The sequence below is a fragment of the Microbacterium sediminicola genome (genome assembly GCF_039531125.1).
GTDB classification, from domain to species: Bacteria; Actinomycetota; Actinomycetes; order Actinomycetales; family Microbacteriaceae; genus Microbacterium; species Microbacterium sediminicola.
This window is the reverse complement of sequence record NZ_BAAAPL010000001.1, coordinates 229897-251884: the sequence shown is the minus strand read 5'-3', so window position 1 is coordinate 251884 and position 21988 is coordinate 229897. Positions and strand designations below refer to the sequence as shown.

At 67.6% G+C, this 21988-nt stretch carries 20 protein-coding genes and 1 riboswitch; of the genes, 14 read left to right on the top strand and 6 right to left on the bottom strand.

The features are described 5' to 3' along the window. The first annotated feature begins 8 nt into the window (after positions 1-8). Positions 9-857 (top strand): exodeoxyribonuclease III, encoded by an 849-nt coding sequence (locus ABD206_RS01050; protein ID WP_344067988.1) that lies wholly within the window; start codon positions 9-11, stop codon positions 855-857. Between the two features lie 103 nt (positions 858-960). Then, positions 961-1965, top strand: coding sequence for a tryptophan--tRNA ligase (trpS, locus tag ABD206_RS01045; RefSeq protein ID WP_344067986.1), 1005 nt, complete (start codon positions 961-963; stop codon positions 1963-1965). Positions 1966-2213: 248 nt separating this feature from the next. On the opposite strand, the gene ABD206_RS01040 is transcribed toward trpS, so the two are convergent. Continuing rightward, the gene (locus ABD206_RS01040; RefSeq protein WP_344067984.1) at positions 2214-3053 is read right to left on the bottom strand and encodes a DUF559 domain-containing protein; all 840 of its coding nucleotides are present in this window, start codon (positions 3051-3053) and stop codon (positions 2214-2216) included. 267 nt (positions 3054-3320) lie between these two features. On the opposite strand from ABD206_RS01040, the gene ABD206_RS01035 reads away from it, so the two are divergent. Together ABD206_RS01035 and ABD206_RS01030 are read left to right on the top strand one after the other, a co-directional pair. Next, on the top strand, positions 3321-3878 hold the full coding sequence (locus ABD206_RS01035; protein WP_344067982.1) for a GNAT family N-acetyltransferase: 558 nt from the start codon (positions 3321-3323) through the stop codon (positions 3876-3878). A 36-nt stretch (positions 3879-3914) separates the two neighbouring features. Next, a complete protein-coding gene (locus ABD206_RS01030) occupies positions 3915-4796 on the top strand; it encodes an Fpg/Nei family DNA glycosylase (RefSeq protein ID WP_344067980.1) in 882 nt (293 codons plus the stop codon). A 4-nt stretch (positions 4797-4800) separates the two neighbouring features. Here the strand turns inward: ABD206_RS01030 and glpK are convergent, their stop codons facing one another. Both glpK and ABD206_RS01020 read right to left on the bottom strand, forming a co-directional pair. Next, entirely contained in the window at positions 4801-6339 is a 1539-nt protein-coding gene (gene glpK, locus ABD206_RS01025; RefSeq protein WP_344067978.1) for a glycerol kinase GlpK, read from the bottom strand. A gap of 53 nt (positions 6340-6392) precedes the next feature. Then, positions 6393-8096, bottom strand: a complete 1704-nt coding sequence (locus tag ABD206_RS01020; RefSeq protein ID WP_344067976.1) for a glycerol-3-phosphate dehydrogenase/oxidase — start codon at positions 8094-8096, stop codon at positions 6393-6395. A gap of 108 nt (positions 8097-8204) precedes the next feature. Then, a riboswitch (FMN riboswitch) is annotated at positions 8205-8365 on the top strand. A gap of 55 nt (positions 8366-8420) precedes the next feature. Here ABD206_RS01020 and ribD point away from each other — a divergent pair. From ribD to ABD206_RS00985, 7 genes are all read left to right on the top strand, one after another. Continuing rightward, positions 8421-9467 carry a bifunctional diaminohydroxyphosphoribosylaminopyrimidine deaminase/5-amino-6-(5-phosphoribosylamino)uracil reductase RibD gene (gene ribD / locus ABD206_RS01015; protein WP_425561147.1) on the top strand — a complete coding sequence of 349 codons (1047 nt, stop codon included), beginning with the start codon at positions 8421-8423 and terminating at the stop codon, positions 9465-9467. Between the two features lie 4 nt (positions 9468-9471). Further along, the gene (locus ABD206_RS01010) at positions 9472-10116 is read left to right on the top strand and encodes a riboflavin synthase (RefSeq protein ID WP_344067974.1); all 645 of its coding nucleotides are present in this window, start codon (positions 9472-9474) and stop codon (positions 10114-10116) included. Next, on the top strand, positions 10113-11384 hold the full coding sequence (ribA, locus tag ABD206_RS01005; protein ID WP_344067972.1) for a GTP cyclohydrolase II: 1272 nt from the start codon (positions 10113-10115) through the stop codon (positions 11382-11384). Before ABD206_RS01010 ends, ribA begins: the two co-directional genes overlap by 4 nt. A 43-nt stretch (positions 11385-11427) precedes the next feature. After that, entirely contained in the window at positions 11428-11904 is a 477-nt protein-coding gene (gene ribH / locus ABD206_RS01000) for a 6,7-dimethyl-8-ribityllumazine synthase (protein ID WP_344067970.1), read from the top strand. A 39-nt stretch (positions 11905-11943) separates the two neighbouring features. Then, complete coding sequence (locus ABD206_RS00995) at positions 11944-12303, top strand: Fe-S protein (protein WP_344067968.1); 360 nt, start codon at positions 11944-11946, stop codon at positions 12301-12303. A 202-nt stretch (positions 12304-12505) separates the two neighbouring features. Continuing rightward, the gene (locus ABD206_RS00990) at positions 12506-13954 is read left to right on the top strand and encodes an MFS transporter (RefSeq protein WP_344067966.1); all 1449 of its coding nucleotides are present in this window, start codon (positions 12506-12508) and stop codon (positions 13952-13954) included. A gap of 109 nt (positions 13955-14063) precedes the next feature. Beyond that, a complete protein-coding gene (locus tag ABD206_RS00985; protein ID WP_344067964.1) occupies positions 14064-15179 on the top strand; it encodes a 5-methyltetrahydropteroyltriglutamate--homocysteine S-methyltransferase in 1116 nt (371 codons plus the stop codon). A gap of 51 nt (positions 15180-15230) precedes the next feature. Here the strand turns inward: ABD206_RS00985 and ABD206_RS00980 are convergent, their stop codons facing one another. Beyond that, entirely contained in the window at positions 15231-16259 is a 1029-nt protein-coding gene (locus ABD206_RS00980) for a VOC family protein (RefSeq protein ID WP_344067962.1), read from the bottom strand. 175 nt (positions 16260-16434) lie between these two features. Here ABD206_RS00980 and ligM point away from each other — a divergent pair, with 175 nt between their 5' ends. After that, complete coding sequence (gene ligM, locus ABD206_RS00975) at positions 16435-17838, top strand: vanillate/3-O-methylgallate O-demethylase (protein WP_344067960.1); 1404 nt, start codon at positions 16435-16437, stop codon at positions 17836-17838. Here ligM and ABD206_RS00970 read toward each other — a convergent pair. Together ABD206_RS00970 and ABD206_RS00965 are read right to left on the bottom strand one after the other, a co-directional pair. Further along, positions 17778-18689 (bottom strand): IclR family transcriptional regulator, encoded by a 912-nt coding sequence (locus tag ABD206_RS00970; protein WP_344067958.1) that lies wholly within the window; start codon positions 18687-18689, stop codon positions 17778-17780. The two genes, ligM and ABD206_RS00970, sit on opposite strands and share 61 nt — an antisense overlap. Before the next feature lie 149 nt (positions 18690-18838). After that, a complete protein-coding gene (locus ABD206_RS00965; protein WP_344067956.1) occupies positions 18839-20209 on the bottom strand; it encodes an aminomethyl transferase family protein in 1371 nt (456 codons plus the stop codon). A gap of 296 nt (positions 20210-20505) precedes the next feature. Here ABD206_RS00965 and ABD206_RS00960 point away from each other — a divergent pair, with 296 nt between their 5' ends. Beyond that, positions 20506-21288: an ABC transporter ATP-binding protein gene (locus ABD206_RS00960; protein ID WP_344067954.1), complete on the top strand. Its 783-nt coding sequence runs from the start codon at positions 20506-20508 to the stop codon at positions 21286-21288. Beyond that, positions 21275-21985 (top strand): ABC transporter ATP-binding protein, encoded by a 711-nt coding sequence (locus ABD206_RS00955; protein WP_344067952.1) that lies wholly within the window; start codon positions 21275-21277, stop codon positions 21983-21985. Before ABD206_RS00960 ends, ABD206_RS00955 begins: the two co-directional genes overlap by 14 nt. Positions 21986-21988 lie beyond the last annotated feature (3 nt).

Below are 21988 nucleotides of genomic sequence, written 5' to 3'. Positions count from 1 at the left end.
CTGTTCGGGTGCCTCGAACCATCCGCATCGCCTCGGTCAACGTCAACGGGATCCGCGCGGCGGTCCGCAACGGAATGGGCGGATGGCTGGAGACGGCGGATGTCGACATCCTGACCCTGCAAGAGGTGCGCGCCGGCGACGCCGACCTCGAAAAGTGTCTGCCCGGTTGGGAGATCGTCCACCACGAGTCGCACCAGAAGGGCCGTTCCGGTGTGGCGATCGCGAGTCGTGTCGCGCCGATGGCCTCGCGATCGGTACTCGGACCTGAACCGCTCGATCAGTCCGGCCGCTGGATCGAGGCCGACTTCGATGTCGACGGCGAGCCGCTGACGGTGGTCAGCGCCTACGTCCACTCGGGTGAGGACGGCACCCCCAAGCAGGAGGCGAAGTACGCGTTCCTCGACGCGATGGAGGCACGGTTGCCGGTTCTGGCCGAGCATTCACCGTTGGCCGTGGTGATGGGCGATTTCAACGTCGGACACCGCGAGCTCGACATCCGCAACTGGAAAGGCAATCTCAAGAAGGCCGGCTTCCTTCGCCGCGAGCGCGCGTATCTCGATCGCTTCACCGGACCCGCGGGACAGACCGTGCAGTGCATCGACGAGACCGAAGGCACCGGTCTCGGGTGGGTGGATGTCGGTCGCACCTGGGCGGGTGAGGTCGACGGGCCCTACACGTGGTGGTCGAACCGCGGACAGGCCTTCGACAACGACACCGGATGGCGCATCGACTACCACCTCGCGACCGCGGAGCTGGCAGCGCGGGTCTCGGCGTACCGCGTCGATCGCGCAGCCTCGTACGCCGAGCGCTGGAGTGACCATGCGCCGGTCGTGGTCGACTACACACTCGGACTGTAGGCGGCGCCGCGCGCAGCAGCCGAGGATGTCGAACGGCACCTGAGCGCACCTCCTGTCGCAGTCGGCCGCGGAAGGACGTGGAGCGCCGGACTAGACTCATCGGGTGAACAAGCCCCGCCTGTACTCCGGAATGCAGCCCTCCGCCGACTCGCTTCAGATCGGCAACTACATCGGGGCGCTCATGCAGTGGCGGGACCTGCAGGAGGCCTACGAAGCATTCTTCTCGGTCGTCGACCTGCACGCCCTCACCCAGCCGAACGACCCCGCCGAGCTCCGCGCGAAGACGCGTCGCACCGCGGCCCAGTACATCGCCGCCGGCATCGAGCCGTCCAAGTCGACACTGTACGTGCAGTCGCACGTACCCGCGCACGCGGAGCTCGCGTGGATCCTTTCGACCCTCACCGGCTTCGGTGAAGCCGGGCGCATGACCCAGTTCAAGGACAAGTCGCAGCGTTATGGCACGGACGCGACATCCGTCGGGCTGTTCACCTACCCGGTGCTGATGGCCGCCGACATCCTGCTGTACCAGACCGACATCGTGCCGGTGGGCGACGATCAGAAGCAGCACGTGGAGCTCACGCGCGACCTGGCGGAGCGGTTCAACGGCCGCTACGGCGAGGCGTTCCGGGTGCCGATGCCGGTCATCCAGCAGGACACCGCGCGCATCTACGATCTGCAGAACCCGACCGCCAAGATGTCGAAGTCCGCGGAGTCGGAGGCGGGCGTTCTCTGGCTTCTCGATGACCCGGCCAAGAGCGCGAAGAAGATCATGCGCGCCGTCACCGACAACGAGGGGTCGGTCCGCTACGACCGGGAGAACAAGCCCGGCGTCTCGAATCTGCTGGTGATCTACGCGGCACTGACCGGCCGCCAGATCCCGTCGATCGAGGACGAGTACGCCGGTCGCGGCTACGGGGACTTCAAGAAGGGCCTGGCCGAGGTCGTGGTCGGCGAGTTCGAGCCCGTGCGCAACCGCGCCCTGGAGCTGCTCGATGACCCCGCCGAACTCGACCGGGTGCTGGCCGCCAACGCCGCCCGCGCCGAGGAGGTCGCCAACACGACCCTCGCCGACGTCTACGACAAGATCGGCCTCCTCCGCCGCGTCTGACCGGCCGCCCCGCGCGCTTTCTTCCCGCCGCGCGCCGCGGCGCGGCACGGCACGGCATCCACCTGCGAGGTCCCGCCGGGTCGGCATCCACTCGGCCTCTGCTCGTGGGTCTTCCCTGCCGTACTCAGGCTGGCAGACCGCGTCAGTGCCCGCCGGCCGCGTCGAACCGGGGTGCTTGGTATTGGATGTCTGCTCATAGCCTGAGTACGGCAGGTTGACACACCTCCAACTGACCTGGACGCAGGAAGTCAACGACGACGCTTCAGCATTCCCACGACTGCGGCGGCGACGCGACCCGGAGTCTCGGTGATCATCGCCGCCGTCGGTCGGATGCGTGCATACCCCAGGGCCGCGAGCGCGAGGTCACGCTCACGATCCTTCACCTGCGCCGCCCACTCCGAGTGGTGAGCACGACTGTCGCACTCGACCACCAGCCATCCGTCGACGAGAAAGTCCACACGTCCGACCCCACCGATCACCACCTGCGCTTCGAAGCCGCATCCCAAGGAGCGCAGGATGAGCCGCATGAACGTTTCGGGACCAGATTCTGCGCTCGAGTCGATCAGCGGCCGAAGAACGGCGAACTTCTGAGGGAGCAGCGAGAACACCTCGGCGATGTCTGCACCATCGACGATTCCGCGATGCAGCGCACTATCGATGGACGCCACCGCCGCGCGTGGACCCTGGCAGAGCACCGAGTGGGCGAGCGCCACGGTGAGCGGGGCACACATCTCCTGCCCGACACGGAGCGCGCGGGGTGTCCAGTGCAGCACAGGAGCGCGCGTGGACCTGTCGGCGAGCCTGACCCACCGCGAATCAGGCGAGCGCATCCGACTCGCGTTCGCCTTCATGTGGACGTGCAGTCTTGTGTTCTTCAGGACATAGACCCCATGCAACTCAAGGAGTGAGAGGCAGGTGAGCTGGCCGCCCACCCGAACCGCCTGCACGATCGGTTCGGGCGCGTCAGGGGTGACGTATCGATCGCGCCGGGCGCGGATCAATTCACCCGAACGCACGGCCTCCTCGACGGAATGGCGAGACATCCCGTCGGCGATCAGCTCGGCTCGTGTGAGAAAGTCAGCATGCACAGGGCCACCCTCGCTGCGCGGATCGTAGCGAGAGGCCACACCGCCTACACGACGAGAACGGCGACGGCGATACCGAGCCTGGGGAGGAAAGCCGACAGCGCACCAGCAACCACGACTCAGGCTGGGAGGTGCGATTGCACAGCAACTGGCCCGTAATGACGCAGCGGTGGGTTTGCCCGCAGCGCACACAGCCTGAGTACGGCACCATTCGACCCTGAGGACGGTACGAGACGCAAGCCCTGCCGCGCCCGCAGGTACAGTCGTGGGGTGGATGTGATCGTGCTGCGTACCGAACGGTTGGAGCTCTCTCCGCCGACGGAGGCCGACATCGACGCGCTATACGAGGCGTGTCAGGATGACGCGATCCAGCGCTATACGACCGTGCCCTCGCCCTACACCCGGGCCGACGCCGAGAACTTCGTCGCCCTGATTCCGGAGTGGTGGGCCGACGGCAGCGAAGCGAACTGGGCGATCCGCCTCGGCGGGAAACTCGTCGGCATGATCGGCCTGCACAAGATCTCGCTCGGCGCCGCCAAGTTCGGCTATTGGATCGCGCCCGAAGCGCGCGGCATCGGCGTCAGCACCGAAGCCGGCCGCGCGGTGATCGATGCCGGGTTCCAGCACTTCGACCTGCAGCGGATCGAGTGGCGCGCCGTCGTCGGTAACGTCGCATCCGCGGGCGTGGCCCGCTCCCTCGGCTTCCGGTACGAGGGCATCCTCCGCCTCGCGCTCTACAGCCCTCGCGGTCGCGAGGATGCCTGGGTCTCGGGCATCCTCACGACCGACGACCGTACGCCCCAACCCTGGCCTCCGCTCGGGGATTGACTCCCCCGTGTCCGTGACCGGTGGCAGGATGGCCGCATGCCGGAGATGCCCGAGGTGCAGGGTCTGGTCGATTTCCTCTCGTCGAGGATCATCGGCCTGCGCATCTCGCGGGTGTCGGTGACGGGGTTTTCGGCACTCAAGACGTACGACCCACCGGTCGATGCGCTCAAGGGGGCGGCCGTTGTCGGCATCGACCGTCACGGAAAGTTCGTGGATATCGCGGCGGCGACCTCTGAAGACGGCGCGGTCGACATCCACCTGGTGTGCCACCTCGCCAAGGCAGGTTGGCTCCGCTGGCACGACACACTGCCGACAACGGTGATCAAGCCGGGCCGGTCCCCGATCGCGCTGCGGGTCGGGTTCGACGACGGCTCCGGTTTCGATCTGACCGAGGCCGGCACCAAGAAGTCGCTCGCCGCGTACGTCGTCCGTGACCCGGCGGATGTCCCCGGAGTCGCTCGGCTGGGGCCGGACCCGCTCGATCCGAGCTTCACCCGTGATGCGCTCGCCGACCTGCTCGCGGGCCGCCGCACGCAGATCAAGGGCGTCCTGCGCGACCAGTCGATCATCGCCGGCATCGGAAACGCGTACTCCGACGAGATCCTGCATGCCGCCCGGATGTCGCCCTACGCGCTGGCCGCAACCCTCACTGACACCGACCTCGACGTCCTGTACGCCGCGATGCGCGAAACCCTCACCGATGCCGTCACCGAAGCGACCGGCAAGCCGCCCGCCGAACTCAAGGACGCGAAACGCCGGGGGATGGCCGTGCACGGCCGCCGAGGTCAGGCGTGCCCCGTCTGCGGAGACGACATCCGCAGCGTCTTCTTCGCCGATAACTCACTCGAGTACTGCCCGACGTGTCAGACCGGCGGAAAACTGCTCGCCGACCGCCGCCTCTCGCGCCTCCTCAAGTAGAGACTCAGGTTCCGGCGGTTCCCATGAGCGTGCGGGCGTCGTTGTCGACCCATCCCAGGGACTTCGTGACCGCCTTCTGCCACTGGCCGTAGCGCATGCGGCGCTCGTCCTCGCTCATCGAAGGCTCGAACCGGCGGTCCTCCTGCCAGTGCGACCGCAGCTCGGCAAGGTCCTTCCACACACCGACGGCAAGGCCGGCCGCGTAGGCCGCTCCGAGCGCAGTCGTCTCGACGACCTTCGGCCGGATGACGGGGATTCCGAGGATGTCCGCCTGGAACTGCATGAGCAGGTCGTTCCGGGTCATCCCCCCGTCGACCCGCAGCTCGGTCAGCGCGCGTCCCGTATCGCCGACGGTGGCATCGACGACGTCGCGCGTCTGGAACGCGGTCGACTCCAGTGCCGCCCGCGCGATGTGAGCGCGGGTGACGTAGCGCGTGAGCCCGACGATCGCACCGCGCGCATCCGGGCGCCAGTACGGTGCGAACAGACCCGAGAACGCGGGGACGAAGTATGCGCCGCCGTTGTCGGCGACCTGTCCGGCCAGCAGTTCGACATCCTGCGACGTCTGAATGATGCCGAGGTTGTCGCGCAGCCACTGGACGAGTGACCCGGTCACGGCGATCGAGCCTTCGAGCGCGTAGCGGGCCGGTTCATTCCCGATTCGGTATGCGACGGTGGTGATGAGCCCGTGCTGCGATCGGACGATGTCGGTGCCGGTGCCGACGAGCAGGAAGTTTCCGGTTCCGTACGTGTTCTTCGACTCCCCCGCCTCGAATGCCGCCTGCCCGAACGTCGCTGCCTGCTGGTCACCGAGAATGCCGGCGATGGGCAGCTCGCGGGCGGCGCCCGGCATGGCCATCTCACCGACGACGTCGGACGAAGATCGGATCGCGGGCATCATGGCCCGAGGGATTCGCCAGATCGCCAGCAACTCCTCCGACCAGTCCAACGTCCGCAGATCCATCAGCAAGGTCCGGGACGCGTTGGTCACATCGGTGACGTGGACGCCGCCGCGGGATCCGCCCGTGAGGTTCCACACCACCCACGAGTCGGGGGTACCGAACAGCAGATGGCCGGCCTCGGCATCCGCGCGAGCACCCGGCACATTGTCGAGCAGCCAGGCGATCTTGGATGCCGAGAAGTACGTCGCCAGCGGAAGTCCGGTGACCTCGGCGAAGCGATCCGCTCCGCCCTCCGCGGCCATCGCGTCGACCCGTGGCTGCGTGCGGGTGTCCTGCCAGACGAGCGCGTGGTGAACCGGCTGGCCGGTCCGCCTGTCCCAGACGATGACGGTCTCCCGCTGGTTGGTGACCCCCACCGCGGCGATGTCTGCCGCACGAAGTCGCGCGCGGGAGATCGCGGCGGAGATCACCCACTCGGTGTTGGTCCAGATCTCGAGCGGGTCATGCTCGACCCAGCCGGCATGGGGGAAGATCTGCTCGTGCTCTCGCTGAGCCACCTGCACAACGGCCCCGCCGCGATCGAACACGATCGCGCGTGTGGATGTCGTGCCCTGATCAATCGCCAGGACGAAGTCGGCCACGATGCCTCCTCAGGAATGTTCAACGCGCGGATCGCCGGTGCTGCGCCGCCAGATTAGCCGGTCGTGACCGGGACCCAGGTGGGGTCGGCGGCATGGATACGAGTGCGTGCACGGTCGATCTCGTGGACCAGACGCTCGCTGTCCCAGCCCAGCACGGGCGCGATCGTCTGCGCGATCTCCGTGACCGCGTCGGTCGTCGCACGGCCGGTGAAGGCGAGGTTGGTCCGGCGCATCAGCACATCGTCCAGATGCTCGACATGCTCGGAGCGGGCGAGGTGACGCAGCTCGGCGCTATGGAAGTCGGGAAGGGTGACGAGCGCTCGGTCATCGGCGTCGGCCGCGATCGCTGCGAGGTAGTCCGCGGCAACGGTGCCGTAGCGGGCGAGGTATCGCACCGCCTCATCGTCCGAGAGCGCACCGCGGTGCTCCGCGACCCACGCGTCCCACGCCACCCGCGTGCGCGGATAGCCCGCTCCGCCACCGAACGGCACCCCGCGCGTCGAGCGAGCACGAGGCCGCCCGAGCGTCTCCAGCGCCCGGTCGGTGAGGGCCTCAGCCGAGGCGCGGAATGTCGTCCACTTGCCGCCGACCAGGCTGAGGACGGTGGTCGCCGCGTCGCCGTGCAGCGGCGCAGCATCGATCCGATAGTCACGCGACACGAAGCCGGGGGCGAGATCCCCGTGGCCCGGAAGCGGACGCACGCCGGAGTACCGGTAGACGATGTGGCTCCGATCGACGCGGATGCCGGGAAACACGTGAGCGATGAGGTCGATGAAGTAGTCGACCTCCTCCTCCGTGCACACCGCCGGCTCGCTCATGTCGTGCTCGAGATCGGTGGTCCCCACCAGCACACGGTCGTGCAGCGGGTAGATGAGCACGATCCTGCCGTCGCGGTGCTCGAAGAAGATCTCCCGCCCCGCCGTCGCATCACGCAGCTGCGGGTGATCGAGCACGATGTGCGACCCCTTGGTCCCGCCCATTCGCCGGGAGGGATCGCCGAGCTCGGCGTTGGTGAGGTCGGTCCACGGTCCGGAGGCATTGATGACGACGGATGCCGAGAACGGCACCCGCTCTCCGGTCTCAAGGTCTTCGAGCACCACCGTGCCGGACTCGACGCCGACAGCTGCGACATAGTTCGCGGCGCGGACGTGATCGGCGTCCACGGCGAGCGCGTCCCGCAGCACATCCTGCGCGAGTCGTTCCGGCTCTCGCAGGGAGGCATCGTCGTAGGTTGCCGTGTACTTCACGGCGGGGTTCAGCTGCGGAAGGATCCGGAGGGACTTCCGTCGGCCGTGAAACGCGTGACGCCGGATCCGCCCGCCTCCGCGTGAGAACGAGTCGTAGATCTCCAGCCCGATCTTGATCAGCACCGCCCCGCGCTCGGTGCGACGTCCGGCACCGTGCCGGAGGAACCGCAGCGGTGCGCTCAGAACGCCCGAGAAGGTCGAGAAGATGGGAATGGTCGTCGCCAGTGGCCTCACGTAGTGCGGCGCGGTCTGCAGCAGGCTGTTGCGCTCGGTCACGGCCTCGTGCACAAGACGGAACTCGCCGTTCTCGAGATAGCGGATGCCGCCGTGGATCATGTGCGACGAGGCCGCTGAGGCGCCGCCCGCGAAGTCCGCGCGCTCGACGAGCGCGACATCCACCCCCTGCATCGCAAGATCGCGAAGGGTCGCGAGCCCGTTGATCCCTCCGCCGATGATCAGGACGTCCGCTCTCGGACGTTCGGCCAGCCGTGCGAACATCGTGCGCTGCATGCACCCTCCTGTCCCCAGCGTATTGCCGCGCTCGTGCACGGCGGCGCCGCACTCGAAACTCACGGGAATGACCCAGAAGCACGCGCGTTGAGTAGAATACGAACAAGCAATCGTGCTCCGGGGTCGGTGAGAATCCGAACCGGCGGTGACAGTCCGCGAACCGCGGCGGTATCCGATGAGGATGGCGCAGCGGCCGATCCGGTGAAATTCCGGGACCGACGGTGATGCGACGTGACACACGTCGTCAGTCCGGATGGGAGGGTGCACGGGCTACGCGATCGCGCGTTGCCAGCCCTCCCTCGGTGCACTCGAGCGGAGAAACAAGTGACGGCCCACCCCAACGAGATCGCCGCGATGCGACGCGCCCTCGCCGTGGCCGCGAACGGCCCCCGCGGATTCAATCCTCAGGTCGGCGCCGTGATCCTCTCGCCGGCCGGCGACGTGCTCGCCGAAGGGTGGCACCGGGGCTCGGGCACCGCGCATGCGGAGGTCGACGCGCTCTCGAAGCTGCGCCCCGAACAGACGCGGGGAGCGACGGCCGTCGTCTCGCTCGAGCCGTGCAACCACACAGGACGCACCGGTCCCTGCGCACAGGCGCTCATCGACGCCGGCATCTCCCGGGTGGTCTACGCCGTTGACGACCCCGGCGATGACTCCTCCCACGGCGCCGACCGCCTGCGGGCCGCGGGAGTGGATGTCGTCTCGGGTGTCCTCGGGGACCAGGCGCGCGAGGTCATCGACTCGTGGCTCGCCGTGCAACGTCTGGGCCGCCCGCACGTCACGGTCAAGTGGGCGCAGAGCCTGGATGGGCGCGTGGCCGCGGCCGACGGCACGAGCCAGTGGATCACGGGACCCGCATCCCGCGCGGACGTCCACCGCCGCCGGGCGCTGGCCGACGCCATCGTCGCCGGCACCGGCACGGTCCTGGCCGACGACCCCGCCCTCACCGCACGCACGCCCGAAGGGGACCTGCTGCCCGACCAGCCCACACCGGTGGTGATCGGTGAGCGAGAGGTTCCGGAGGGCGCGCTGCTGCGCCGGCATCCGAAGCCCTTCGAGCAGTACTCCGGGCGAGATCTGCCCGGAGTACTCGCACACCTTCGACAGGCCGGCGTACAACGCGTCTTCGTCGAAGGCGGCCCGACGCTGGCCAGCGCCTTCATCCGCGCCGGACTCGTCGACGAGATCCTGACCTACGTCGCGCCGGTGCTGCTCGGCTCCGGCGAGTCGGGAGATCATCCCGCGATCGGCGCCATCGGCGTCGACACCATCGGCGCGGCCCCTCGGCTCGCGCTGCAGTCCGTCGAGCGTCTCGGTGACGACATCCTGCTCGTCTCGACGCCCGTCCCCATCCCCAGCCCCGCGAGGTAGCACCATGTTCACCGGACTCATCGAAGAAATCGGCACCGTCACGAGCGTCGAGCCCGCCGGCGACGGCCTGCGCCTCACCCTGCAGGCGCCCCTGGTGGTGACGGATGCCGCGCACGGCGACTCCATCGCCGTCAGCGGTGTGTGCTTGACCGTCGTCGCGTACTCGACGGAGGGCTTCACCGCCGATGTGATGCGTCAGACCCTGGACATGTCGACGCTGGGCGCGCTGAGCGCGGGCGACAGGGTGAACCTCGAGCGAGCCACCACAAGCGACGGGCGGCTGGGCGGCCACATCGTGCAGGGCCACATCGACGGGACCGGTGAGATCTCGCAGATCCGCCCCGGCGGGCAGTGGCAGGTCGTCCGCGTGACTGTCCCGCTCACGCTGGCGCCACTCATCGTCGACAAGGGGTCGATCGCCGTCGAGGGCATCTCGCTCACCGTCAGCGCCATCAGCGACGCCGATGAGACCGAGCAGTGGTTCGAGATCTCCCTCATCCCCGAGACCCTCGCGGCGACGACCCTCGGCACCGCGCAGGTCGGCGACCTCGTCAACCTCGAGACCGACATCCTCGCGCGTCACGTCCAGCGCCTGATGGCCTTCTCCGCCACGGCTCCTGCCACCCCGAGTGAAGGAGGCTCACGGTGAGCCTTTCCCCCATTTCCACCGCTCTCGATGCGCTGCGTGAGGGTCGGCCGGTCCTCGTCGCCGATGACGAGAACCGCGAGAACGAGGGCGACATCGTCTTGTCCGCCGAGAAAGCGACGCCCGAGGCCGTCGCATGGATGGTGCGCTGGTCCAGCGGCTTCGTCTGCGCGCCGATGCCGGCGGAGTGGGCGGATCGTCTCGACCTCCCGCCGATGGTCGCCGTGAACGAGGATGCGCGCAGCACCGCCTACACCGTCTCGGTCGACGCCGCCCAGAATGTCACCACCGGGATCAGCGCAAGTGACCGTGCGCACACGCTGAATGTGCTGTCCGACCCCGACTCGACGCCGTCGAGCGTGATCCGCCCCGGCCACATTCTGCCGTTGCGCGCCGTAGCCGGAGGCGTCCGCGAGCGCGGCGGACACACCGAAGCCGCCGTTGAGCTGACGCGCCTGGCCGGACTGCAGCCAGTCGGTGCGATCGCCGAGGTCGTCGACGAGGACGGCTCGATGATGCGGATGCCGGGCCTGCTCGCGCTCGGCGAGCGCGAGGGCATTCCGGTCATCACGATCGAGCAGCTGGCTGCCTACCTCGACGAGCACGAGCCGCGCGATGCGGCCGCCGCGGCACCGTCGCCTCGGCGCGTCAGTCTGCGCGCCGAGGCGACGGTACCCACCGCCCACGGTGTGTTCCGGTTCCTCGCCTACAAGGACCGGATGACGGGCACCGACCACATCGCCGTCGTCGCCGGAGACCTCCGTGCCGACGCGCCCCTGGTGCGCGTGCACTCGGAGTGCCTGACGGGAGAGGCCTTCAGCTCGCTCAAATGCGAGTGCGGCCCGCAGCTGGATGCCGCGATGGACGCGATCGCCCGCGAGGGCGGCGTCGTCATCTACATGCGCGGCCACGAAGGACGCGGGATCGGCCTGATCAACAAGCTCCGTGCGTACAGCCTGCAGGAGGAAGGGCTGGACACCGTCGACGCGAATCTCGCGCTCGGCTTCCCCGCGGACGCTCGCGACTACGCGGCCGCCGCCGGCATCCTCGCCGATCTCGGTATCGAGAAGGTGCGTCTGCTCACGAACAACGCCGACAAGGTGAGCCAGCTCGGGGTCTTGGGCGTGGAGGTCATCGAGCAGGTGCCACTCCTGGTCGGCGTCGGTCCGAACAATCACCAGTACCTGACGACCAAGGCGGCGCGCATGGGACACACGATCGAGCTGGATGCGCTGAACCGCGCGCTGGCGGGAGAAGGGACCCAGCCGTGAGCCAGGAGGAAGGCACAGGCGTGAGCCAGAAGGAGAACACCCGATGAGCGGCAGCGGAAGCCCGACCACCCAGACCCCGCCCGACGGGAGCGGCCTCACGATCACGATCGTCGCCGGGTCGTGGCACGAGGTGATCACCGACGGACTCATCGACGGCGCCACGCGGGCGTTGACTGCTGCGGGCGTCCGTCACCGCCTCGTCCGCGTGCCCGGTTCGTTCGAGTTGCCCGTAGTCGCACAGGCGGCGCTGGATGCCGGCGATGACGCGGTCGTCGCCCTCGGGGTCATCATCCGCGGCGGAACCCCGCACTTCGACTTCGTCTCCTCTGCCGCGACCGACGGCCTGACCCGTGTCGCCCTCGACACCGGCAAGCCCGTCGGCTTCGGCGTGTTGACCCTCGATGACGAGCAGCAGGGTCTGGACCGTGCGGGACTGCCCGGCTCGCACGAGGACAAGGGCTACGAGGCCGCCGACGCGGCGGTGCGCGCGGCTCTCACCCTCCGCGACATCCGCGGCTGATCCATCCACCTTCAGTAGCCCGTAAGGTACGCTGGGCGCATGGAGATCCTTCGTCACGCCGTCCTTCTCGTGCACCTCACCGGCTTCGCGATCCTGTTCGGCGCGTGGGTGGTCCAGGTGGTGAACGGCCAGCGGCGCCTGACCAACCTCATGAACTGGGGCCTGCTGATCGCGGCCGTCGGCGGCATCATCCTCTCCGCGCCGTTCGGGCTCTACCCGGGACAGGAGCTCGACTACGTCAAGATCGGTACGAAACTCGTCATCCTGCTCGTGATCGGCGCCCTCCTCGGCATCGGCATGGGCCGTCAGCGCAAGACCGGCGCCACCCCGCCCGCGCTCTTCTGGCTGGTCGGCATCCTGACGTTCGCGAACGCCGCGATCGCCACGCTCTGGCACTGATCGCGTTCGCGGGTCGCATTTCCTGCCCGCGCGAGCCTGGATGCCGCGAATCGGCGTAGAATCGTCGGTTGTGCGCCGGCCACCCCGCCGGCGCGACGGTGACACAGCGAGGTGCCTTCTGCGCACCATCCTCGCCTGGAGGCCCACCACCGCCCGCGTCTGATCTGGACGCCGCCTCTTTTCGCATCTCCGACAGGCAGTCATGAGCACTTCTGTATCCGCTCCGTCCAGCTCCGCCCCCGCCAACCCGCGCGGCCGGGTCATCACCGCCAGCCTCGTAGGCACCACCATCGAGTTCTACGACTTCTACGTGTACGCGACCGCGGCGGTCCTGGTCTTCCCCACCCTCTTCTTCCCCACCGGCAACGAGACGACGTCGCTGCTGGCCTCGTTCGCCGTCTTCGGCGCCGCGATGGTCGCCCGCCCGCTCGGAGCGGTCATCTTCGGGCACTTCGGCGACCGCTTCGGCCGCAAGGCGACGCTGGTCGCATCGTTGCTGACCATGGGCATCGCGACCTTCGCGATCGGGCTCCTGCCCACCTTCAACGAGATCGGCGTCTGGGCGACCATGCTGCTGCTGATCCTGCGCCTCGCCCAGGGATTCGCACTCGGCGGCGAGTGGTCGGGCGCGGCACTGGTGGCGACCGAGAACGCACCGGCGGGCAAGCGCGCCTGGTACGGGACATTCCCGCAGCTGGGAGCGCCCATCGGCTTCATCATCGCAAACGGGATCTTCCTCTCGATCAATTTCCTCCTCCCCCACCCCGAGTCCGCCGCGCAGCGCTCGGACGAGTTCCTCGCCTGGGGCTGGCGGGTGCCGTTCCTGTTCTCGGCCGTCATGGTGATCATCGGGCTCTGGGTGCGTCTGCGCCTGGTCGAGTCGGAGTCCTTCACCCGCGCCGAGAAGACCGGGACCCTCCGCAAGTTCCCCCTCGGCGCCGCCCTTCGCCGTCACTGGTGGCAGCTGATTCTCGGCACGTTCATCATGCTGGCCACCTACGTGCTCTTCTACCTGATGACCAGCTTCACGCTGTCGTACGGCACCAAGGCCACGGCTGAGACCGCGCAGGCGGCGGCCGAGGCATCCGGCACCGCCTTCGACCCATCGACGTACATCGCCGGACTCGGATTCGGATACACCGACTTCGTGATCATGCAGATCGTCGGCGTCGTCTTCTTCGGCATCTTCACGCTGCTGTCCGGCCCTGTCGCCGACGCGATCGGGCGCCGCAAGCTCCTGCTGTGGATCACGGGAGCGATCATCGTGTTCGGCCTGACGTTCAACATCTTCCTGATGCCGCAGGTGGACCCGAAGTTCACGGGGGCGCTCGTACAGGCCTTCCTCATCTTCGGCTTCATGCTCATGGGGGCCACCTTCGGTCCGATGGGCGCGGTGCTGCCAGAGCTCTTCCCGACGCAGGTGCGCTACACCGGCTCGGCGGTCTCGTACAACGTCTCCTCGATCCTGGGAGCCGCCCTGGCCCCCATCGTCGCGGTGGCGTTGTGGGCAGCGGCCGGCGGCAGCCCATGGCTGGTGGGCGTCTACCTCTCCGTCATGGGAGTGCTGACCTTCATCGCACTCCTCCTCTCCCCCGAGACCAAGGATGTCGACTACGACGAGATCGGCGCCGGCGAGACCGTCTCGCTCTGACGCATCCCTCTCTCACGCGAGGGGTCGCAACACGCCGTGTGCACGCGCACACGAACGGTGTGTTGCGACCCCTCGCGCGTGAGGCATCGTCGCGAAATAGACTCGCCGTGTGAACACCAACGCTCTTCCCCGGCGCGCCGACATCGTCGGCAGCTTCCTCCGACCCGCGACCCTCGCCGACGCCCGCGCGCAGTTCGCCGCGGGAGTGATCGACGCCGACGCACTCCGAGCCGTCGAGGATGCCGCGATCGCGGATCTCGTGACCACGGAGGCCGGTAGCGGCCTGACCATCGCGACCGACGGCGAATTCCGCCGCTCGTGGTGGCACTTCGACTTCTACGGACTGCTCGACGGTGTCGAGGTCGTCGAGCTCGACCACGGTATTCAGTTCCAGGGTGTGCAGACCAAGCCCCGCGGACTGACGGTTACCGGGAAGATCGGGTTCTCCGAGACGCACCCTTTCCTCGCACACTATCGCGCGCTGGCTGCGGTCGCCGAGGTCTCGGGCGTCGTCCCGAAGTTCACGATCCCCGCCCCCACGGTGTTCGACTTCCGCCTCGAGCCCGAGAACATCGACGCGACGGTCTACGCCGATCGCGATGCGATGGTCGCCGACCTCATCCAGGCCTACCGGGACGCCGTCGTGGCCTTCTACGACGCCGGTTGCCGCTACCTGCAGTTCGACGACACGGCCTGGGCCTACCTGTGCTCGGAGGTCGAGCTCGAGAAGGCCGAAGCCCGCGGCATCCAGACCGACGGCATCGCGGCCCGCTACTCGGCCATGCTCAACGCCATCCTCGAAGCGCGTCCCGCAGACATGACGATCACGACGCACGTCTGCCGCGGGAACTTCCGCTCCACCTGGATCTCGTCGGGCGGGTACGAGCCGGTCGCCAAGGAGCTGCTGGCCGACACCGACTACGACGGCTACTTCCTCGAGTACGACAGCGAGCGCGCCGGTGGGTTCGAGCCCCTGCGGTTCCTCCCCGTGGGCAGCAAGCGCGTCGTCCTGGGCCTTGTCACGTCGAAGTCTGGCGAGCTGGAGGACCCGGAGCTGCTGAAGGCCCGGATCGCGGAAGCGGCGACCTTCGCCCCCCTCGACCAGCTCGCCCTCAGCCCGCAGTGCGGCTTCGCCTCGACCGAGGAGGGCAACGTCCTCACCGAGGACGAGCAGTGGGCCAAGGTCCGCCTTGTCGTCGATACCGCCGCGGACGTCTGGGGGTGACGTCAGGCTGGGGTGCGAGGCCCGGTCCTGTACCTCGCCGTCCGTTCGCGTCTATGCGGACTCTTCGTCGCGCTCGGGCGTGACGTACGTTCGCCCATCGAGCGCGGCTTTGTCGATCTCTTCCTGATCCTCGACGTAGGGCGTGCCGTGGGTGTGAAAGGTCGGCACGGTCTTCATGCCCCACGCTTGGCCCTTCGCGCGCTCGGCCTGGGTCCATTCGACGACCGGCCAGTCCGGGTCGAGGAGGAGACGACCCTGCGCCGTGGCGAACTCGATGCGGTTGCCGCCGGGCTCCCAGACGTAGAGGAAGAACGTCTGGTTGATCGCGTGCTTGTACGGGCCATATTCGATGTAGATGCCGTTCTCGAGGCAGATGTCGGCGGCCTTCAGGATGTCCTCACGCGAGTCCGGTGCGATCGCAAAGTGGTGGAACCGGCCGCGCTGACGGGTCCAGTCGTCGGAGTAGACGACGTCGTAGGACTTCTGGTGGAAGCGGAACCACCACGCGCCGTAGCCGCCATCGTCGAGCTTGACGCGCTCGGATTCGCGGGACTTCATGACATCCCGCCAGAACTCCCCCGCGGCGTTGACGTCGGACGCGAGGTAGTTAATGTGGTCCATCCGGCGCGCGTTGATGCCGCGGCCCGGGTAGGCCGCGGCCTGGTTCTTCAGCGCCGGTCGATCCTCGTCATCCGGCACATAGTGCTCGGTGTCGTAGTACAGCGCCATGAGGTGCCCGTCCGGATCCTCGAACTCGTACGAGCGACCCACGCCCACCTCGGCCTCGCGCCAGCCGTGACCGAGGCCGGACGCCTCGATCGCCCTCACCCTGCGTTCGAGCGCCTCCTCGCTGGTCGTGCGGTACAGCGAACGCCCCACACCGTTGGTGTCTGAGGCCGTCAGCTTGAGCGTGTACAGCTGGTACTCGTCCCAGCAGCGGAGGTACGCCGAGTCGCCGATCCGCGCCACCTCGCGCATCGCGCAGATGTCGCGGAAGAAGTGCAGACTCTCCTCGAACCTGGGAGTGAACAGCTCGACGGCTCCCAGGTGAGCGAGGTCGAAGTTCTCGAAAGTGGCCACGCGGCGTCCTCCTTGACGAGTGGGGTGACGATGTCGAGAGAAGCACATGAGGGCCGAGCGGTCAAGATTCTGTCTACAATCTTGGCTACGGAAATTTCCCTCTGGACATAGGTAAATTTCCTGCATACGATCATCGCTGTAGCCACATTGACGACAAGGAAGTCGAGGACACCTCATGGCGAGCAACCTGCAGGAACTGCTGGACGAAAAGGGCGACACCGTCCGGATGCTGCGCGACTCGCAGCTCGGGACCTACATCTACCCGGTGGTTCCTGCCGAGTTCAGCAACTGGCGGCGCGAGCAGAAGGCCTGGCGCGACTCTGCGGTGCTCTTCGACCAGAGCCACCACATGGTCAACTTCTTCGTCTCAGGCCCTGACGCACTGAAGCTGCTGAGCGACACCGGCATCAACAGCTTCGCGAACTTCCCGCTCAACACGGCGAAGCAATTCGTCCCGACCGCCTCCAATGGCGGGGTGATCGGTGACGGCATCCTGTTCCGCGAAGGCGAGGACGACTACGTCTATGTGGGTCGCGCCCCGGGCGCGAACTGGCTGCAGTTCCACGCCGAGACGGGCGGATACGACCTCGAGTTCCGCTACGACGACCGTTCCCCGTCGCGTCCGTACGGCGCCGCCGTGCACCGCGAGTACTACCGTTTCCAGATCCAGGGACCGAACGCCTGGCCGATCATCGAGAAGCTCGCCGGAGGCCCGGTCGAGAAGGTGAAGTTCTTCCACATGGGCGAGATGACGATCGCCGGCGAGAAGGTGCACACCCTGCGCCACGGAATGGCAGGAGCACCGGGCCTGGAGATCTGGGGCCCCTACGAGCAGCACGGCAAGATCCGTGACGCGATCCTGGAGGCCGGCCGGGAGTTCGGCATCGAGCCCTGTGGCTCCCGCGCCTATTCGTCGAACACGCTCGAATCAGGCTGGATCCCCTCGCCGCTGCCCGCCATCTACTCGAGCGAAGCCGAGCGCGCCTACCGCGAGTGGTTGCCCGCGAACAGCTATGAGGCGATCAACGCGCTCGCGGGCTCGTTCGTCTCATCGAACATCGAGGACTACTACCTCAGCCCGTGGGAGCTCGGCTACGGCTCGTTCGTCAAATTCGATCACGACTTCATCGGCCGCGATGCGCTCGAGAAGATCGACCCGACCACCCAGCGCAAGAAGGTCACTCTCGCGTGGAACGACGAGGACCTGTCCAAGATCCTCTCGTCCGTCCTCGACCGTGAGGGCCCGGGATACCAGTTCTTCGATCTTCCGAACGCCAACTACGGATCGAGCAACTACGACGCCGTCATCGACGGGGACGGCAACACCGTCGGCCTCTCACTGTTCACGGGTGTGACCGCGAACGAGAAGCGCGGCCTGTCACTGGCAACGGTCGACGCGGATGTTCCGGTCGGCGCCGAGGTGCGCGTGGTGTGGGGCGAGCCCGACGGCGGTTCCGGCAAGACCACCGTCGAGCCGCACGATCAGTTCGCCGTGCGCGCGATCGTGAGCCCGGTGCCCTACGCGGAGACCGCGCGACTGGAATACCAGGGCGGCTGGCGCACCACCGGACTCCGCTGATCGGAGTCGAGCTCGGCGAGATAGTCGAGCGAACTGCGCGAGCTGGTCAGCAGCGCACGGATGCCGGGGGCGGGATCGCCTCCGGCATCCGCCGGCAGGTACACCTCTTCGAGGGCGTGACGGATGCCCGCCGCGGCGAGCGCCAGCACCTCCACCGCCGGCAGAGGTGACGTCCGGTCATTCGGGACGACGACCCCCAACGCCGCATAGAGCACGTTGTGGGGCCCGTAGACGGGAACGGCGATCCCCCGCGAGGCCTCGTGAATCTGCCCCTCGGCGACGGCGAATCCGTCGGATCGTGTCTTCGATATCGCCCGCCGCAGCGCACCGCCGTCGCGGATCGTCTGCGAGGTGTGCAGCGGCCACCCCCGTTCGATCGTCTGGTCGACGATGCTCGGGTCGGCCGCGGCGAGCAGCACGAGACCGCTCGAACTCAGCGGGAGCGGAATTCGTCCGCCGATGAGCGTCGCGTTGATGACGGCGTCGGGGGTCGACATCCGCTCGACGAACAGCGCATCCAGGCCGCTGCGCACGGCGAGCTGCGTGTGCTGTCGCACCCGCGCGTGCACCGCGCCCAGCCAGGGCCGGGCGAGCTCGCGCAGACCGAGCGCTCCGGGAGTGCGCGCCGCATACTCCCACAAACGGACGCCGAGGCGGTAGGTCTTGTCGGGAAGTCGCTCGAGCATGCCTTCCGCTTCGAGCTCGGCGATCAGTCTGTGCGCCGTCGACACGGCAAGGCCGGATTCCGCGGCGATCTCGCTCAGCGTGCGGAACGGATGCCGGGCATCGAAGGCATCCAGCACCCGCAGGTGCTTGTGCAGGACGGATTCACCGCCCGACGCTCTCGCCATCCCGTCCTCCTCGACGTCCCTGATGCTACTCCCGCCCAGGCTCTCCCTCACGGCACCGTCAGAAAGTGGGACATGCCGGTGCCGGCGGAGGTGGCGCAGCGCCGCGGCCGCCGACATCCGGTGGTGTCGACGGCCGCGGCGTGTGAGTGTCAGTCGTCGGCGCGATAGACCGTGCGGGCGAACTCGTGGTACGGCGCCGGGGCGACGGTCGCCCGGATCTTCACCTGGCGGTGGTTCTGGTCGACCGAGTCCTTGCGGCTGATCGGGTCTTCACCCCACACCACCTCGACCTCCTCGCCGTCGGCGATCTCGTTGTCGAGCGTCGCGAGCGACATGTACAGCTGGTCGAAGGCAACATAGCCGGCGTCGGTCGAGATGCCGACGCGCTCGCCATTCTTGACGACCTCGTCCATCTGGAACAGGCCGTAGCGCGCCTTCGGGAAGTCGAGGAATTTCGCGGGCGTGCCCGGCTCCACCTGCGAGCGCACGATGTCTGCGACGTCCTGCGCGTTCCACAGCAGGGTGACCTTGCGACGGGTGGGGTTCGCAGCGATCTTCTCGAGGGCCTCACGGCCGTGGAAGTCGTGGTCGAAGCGCACCGAGCGCCCCAGCCCCAGGTCGAAGGGCGTCATGTAGTAGTCGTGGATGTCGTCGGAGTACAGCGAACCCGCGACCGACCCCGCGCGAGCTGCAGGCAGCCACGTGCGGTACTCGGCGAAGTCCTCGTCGAAAATCGCGGGGAACGGGGTGGGGACCCAGCCCGACTCCAACGGGGACGACGAGTAGGCCTTGGCGCCTACGCGACGGATGCCGAACTCGGCACCCGCCTCCATCAGCGCCTCGAGAACGACCTGGTTGTCCTCCCACGGTCCGTAGAACTCGAATCCGGGCTGCCCGGCCATGCCGTGGCGGAGGGCCTTGACAGGACGCCCGGCGATCTCGACATCGCCGATGTGGAAGAACTTGATCTCGGGAACAGGGCCGCCGAAGATCTTCTCCATCACGACATCCGCCTGCGGGCCCTGCAGTTCGTAGCGATAGAACGTGGGCGCACCGTCGCGCATGTGCGAGTTGGGCTCGAGGCGGTAGTGCACGTCCTTGCCGGCGGCCTCGGCGAGTTCGACGTTGTAGCGCACCCAGTCGATGAGCAGGTGGTGGCCGATGAGCACGAGACCCTCGCGACCGGCGTGGTTGTAGAAGAGGATGCCGTCACCGATGAGGTAGCCGTCCTTGTTGACCGCGATCAGCTGCTTGGCGACGCCGGGACGGAACGTCTTGAAGGTGTTCGGCGAGATCGACGAGAGGAGCTCGATCAGGTCGTCGCCCCCGAGGAACAGCTGCGTCATGTGGTGGGACTGGTCCATGAGAGCGACCGTGGTGTTCCACGCGCGCTGCTCGTCGCGCCAGTTGGTGAACTCGGGCGCCACCGGGAAGGTGAACGCGGGCCAGTTCTGGTTGCGCAGCAGGCTCACGGCGCTGCCGACGCGTTCGATCGCCTGTGAGAGGGATTCGGATGTCATCATCGACCTTCCTGTCGGGGGTTGCGGCCCCATGCTAGGCACGGCCGCACACGACCTCACAGATGGTTTCCGTTGAATCGAAGACCCCTCCCGCGGCGCCCCCGATAGTGGTGTTCTCGATGTCGTGCACACAGACGTGCGCGGCCTCGCGAACACATCGCAGGCAACGAAACGGCAACGACTTGTGCATCGCGCTCAAAAATGTTGACAATTTCGGCGCGCAAAAGTACCGTCCACAGACACAAGACACAGCAGTCCTGTGCCCGCAAAGATGCGAAAACACCCCGGAGGTGGCGATGGCCGCTCGGCTCACCGTACGAGACGTCAGTCTGCATTTCGGTGGCGTGAATGTTCTGGACGATGTGAGCTTCGAGGCCGAACCCGGCCAGATCTTCGGCCTCGTAGGTCCGAACGGCGCGGGAAAGACATCGCTGTTCAACTGCATCAGCGGTCACTACACGCCGAGCGCCGGCTCCATCAAGATCGACGACACCGAGGTACGAGGCTCCCGGCCGTCGAACCTGGCCCGACACGGCTTGGCCCGGACGTTCCAGCATCCCGCGCTGCAACTGCACAACACCGTGCTCGACAACGTCATGCTCGGAGCCCACTCGCGCCTGCCGGGCGGGCCCGTCGAGTGGTCGCTGAAACTCCCCCACACCGGACGCGCCGAGAAAGCGATGCGCGCCGAAGCACGCGCGCTGCTGGAGAGGGTCGGTCTCGGATGGGCCGCCGATATGCGACCCGATGAGCTCTCGCACGGTCTTCACAAGGGCATCGAGATGTGCCGTGCGCTGATGATGCACCCGCGTCTGCTGCTTCTCGACGAGCCGGCCGCCGGACTCCCGCACTCCGAGGTCGAGCACCTGATCGAGACCGTCCGTTCGATCCGCGACCAGGACGACATCACCGTCATCATCGTCGAACACCACATGGGTCTGATCGCCGCCCTCACCGACCGGGTCATGGTCCTCGACCACGGTCGCACGCTCATGACCGGCACTGCCGCCGAAGCGCAGAACGACCCCCGTGTGATCGAGGCGTACATCGGAAAGGAGGTCTCCGATGACGCTGCTTGAGCTCAGGGACGTCGCTGCGTTCTACGGACCGGTCCAGGTGCTCGAGGATGTCTCGCTCAGCGTGCCCGAAGGCGGCGCGGTCGGCATCCTGGGCGCCAACGGCGCCGGTAAGACCACGACGCTGCGCGCGATCTCGGGCTCGGTGAAGGCGCGCGGCGAGATCCTCTTCGACGGCAAGAGCCTGATCGGCAAGCGCCCGGACCAGATCGCCGCGCTCGGAATCGCCCACGTCCCCGAGGGACGTGGCACGCTCAGCGACCTCACGGTACGTGAAAACCTTCGCGTCGGTGCGTACCTGCGCCGAGACACGCGCAAAGTCGCCGAGGACATCGAGTACTGCCTGGACCTGTTCCCGAATCTCCGCGACCGCATCCGCTCGCAGGGGTCTGCCCTCTCGGGCGGCGAGCAGCAGATGCTCGCGATCTCGCGCGCAATCATGGCGGGGCCCCGCCTCATGCTGCTCGACGAGGCCTCCCTGGGTCTGGCTCCGAGCACCGCGGCCACCGTCTACTCCGCGATCGCACGGCTGCGCAAAGAGTCGGGCATCGCCATGGTGGTGGTCGAGCAGAACGCGACCCTCGCCTTCACCGTCGTGGAGTCCGCCACCGTCCTCGAGACGGGTCGGAACGTGCTGACCGGTCCGACTGAACAACTCAAGGGCATGGACGAGATCCGCCGTGCCTACCTGGGAGGCTGACGC

What these genes read in the sequence shown, in the direction of transcription:
- ABD206_RS01030 (WP_344067980.1), top strand. Translation starts at nt 3,915, where the DNA reads ATGCCGGAGATGCCCGAGGTGCAGGGTCTGGTCGATTTCCTCTCGTCG.
- ABD206_RS01020 (WP_344067976.1), bottom strand. Translation starts at nt 8,096, where the DNA reads ATGCAGCGCACGATGTTCGCACGGCTGGCCGAACGTCCGAGAGCGGAC.
- ABD206_RS01010 (WP_344067974.1), top strand. Translation starts at nt 9,472, where the DNA reads ATGTTCACCGGACTCATCGAAGAAATCGGCACCGTCACGAGCGTCGAG.
- ribH (WP_344067970.1), top strand. Translation starts at nt 11,428, where the DNA reads ATGAGCGGCAGCGGAAGCCCGACCACCCAGACCCCGCCCGACGGGAGC.
- ABD206_RS00995 (WP_344067968.1), top strand. Translation starts at nt 11,944, where the DNA reads ATGGAGATCCTTCGTCACGCCGTCCTTCTCGTGCACCTCACCGGCTTC.
- ABD206_RS00990 (WP_344067966.1), top strand. Translation starts at nt 12,506, where the DNA reads ATGAGCACTTCTGTATCCGCTCCGTCCAGCTCCGCCCCCGCCAACCCG.
- ligM (WP_344067960.1), top strand. Translation starts at nt 16,435, where the DNA reads ATGGCGAGCAACCTGCAGGAACTGCTGGACGAAAAGGGCGACACCGTC.
- ABD206_RS00970 (WP_344067958.1), bottom strand. Translation starts at nt 18,689, where the DNA reads ATGGCGAGAGCGTCGGGCGGTGAATCCGTCCTGCACAAGCACCTGCGG.
- ABD206_RS00965 (WP_344067956.1), bottom strand. Translation starts at nt 20,209, where the DNA reads ATGACATCCGAATCCCTCTCACAGGCGATCGAACGCGTCGGCAGCGCC.
- ABD206_RS00960 (WP_344067954.1), top strand. Translation starts at nt 20,506, where the DNA reads ATGGCCGCTCGGCTCACCGTACGAGACGTCAGTCTGCATTTCGGTGGC.
- ABD206_RS00955 (WP_344067952.1), top strand. Translation starts at nt 21,275, where the DNA reads ATGACGCTGCTTGAGCTCAGGGACGTCGCTGCGTTCTACGGACCGGTC.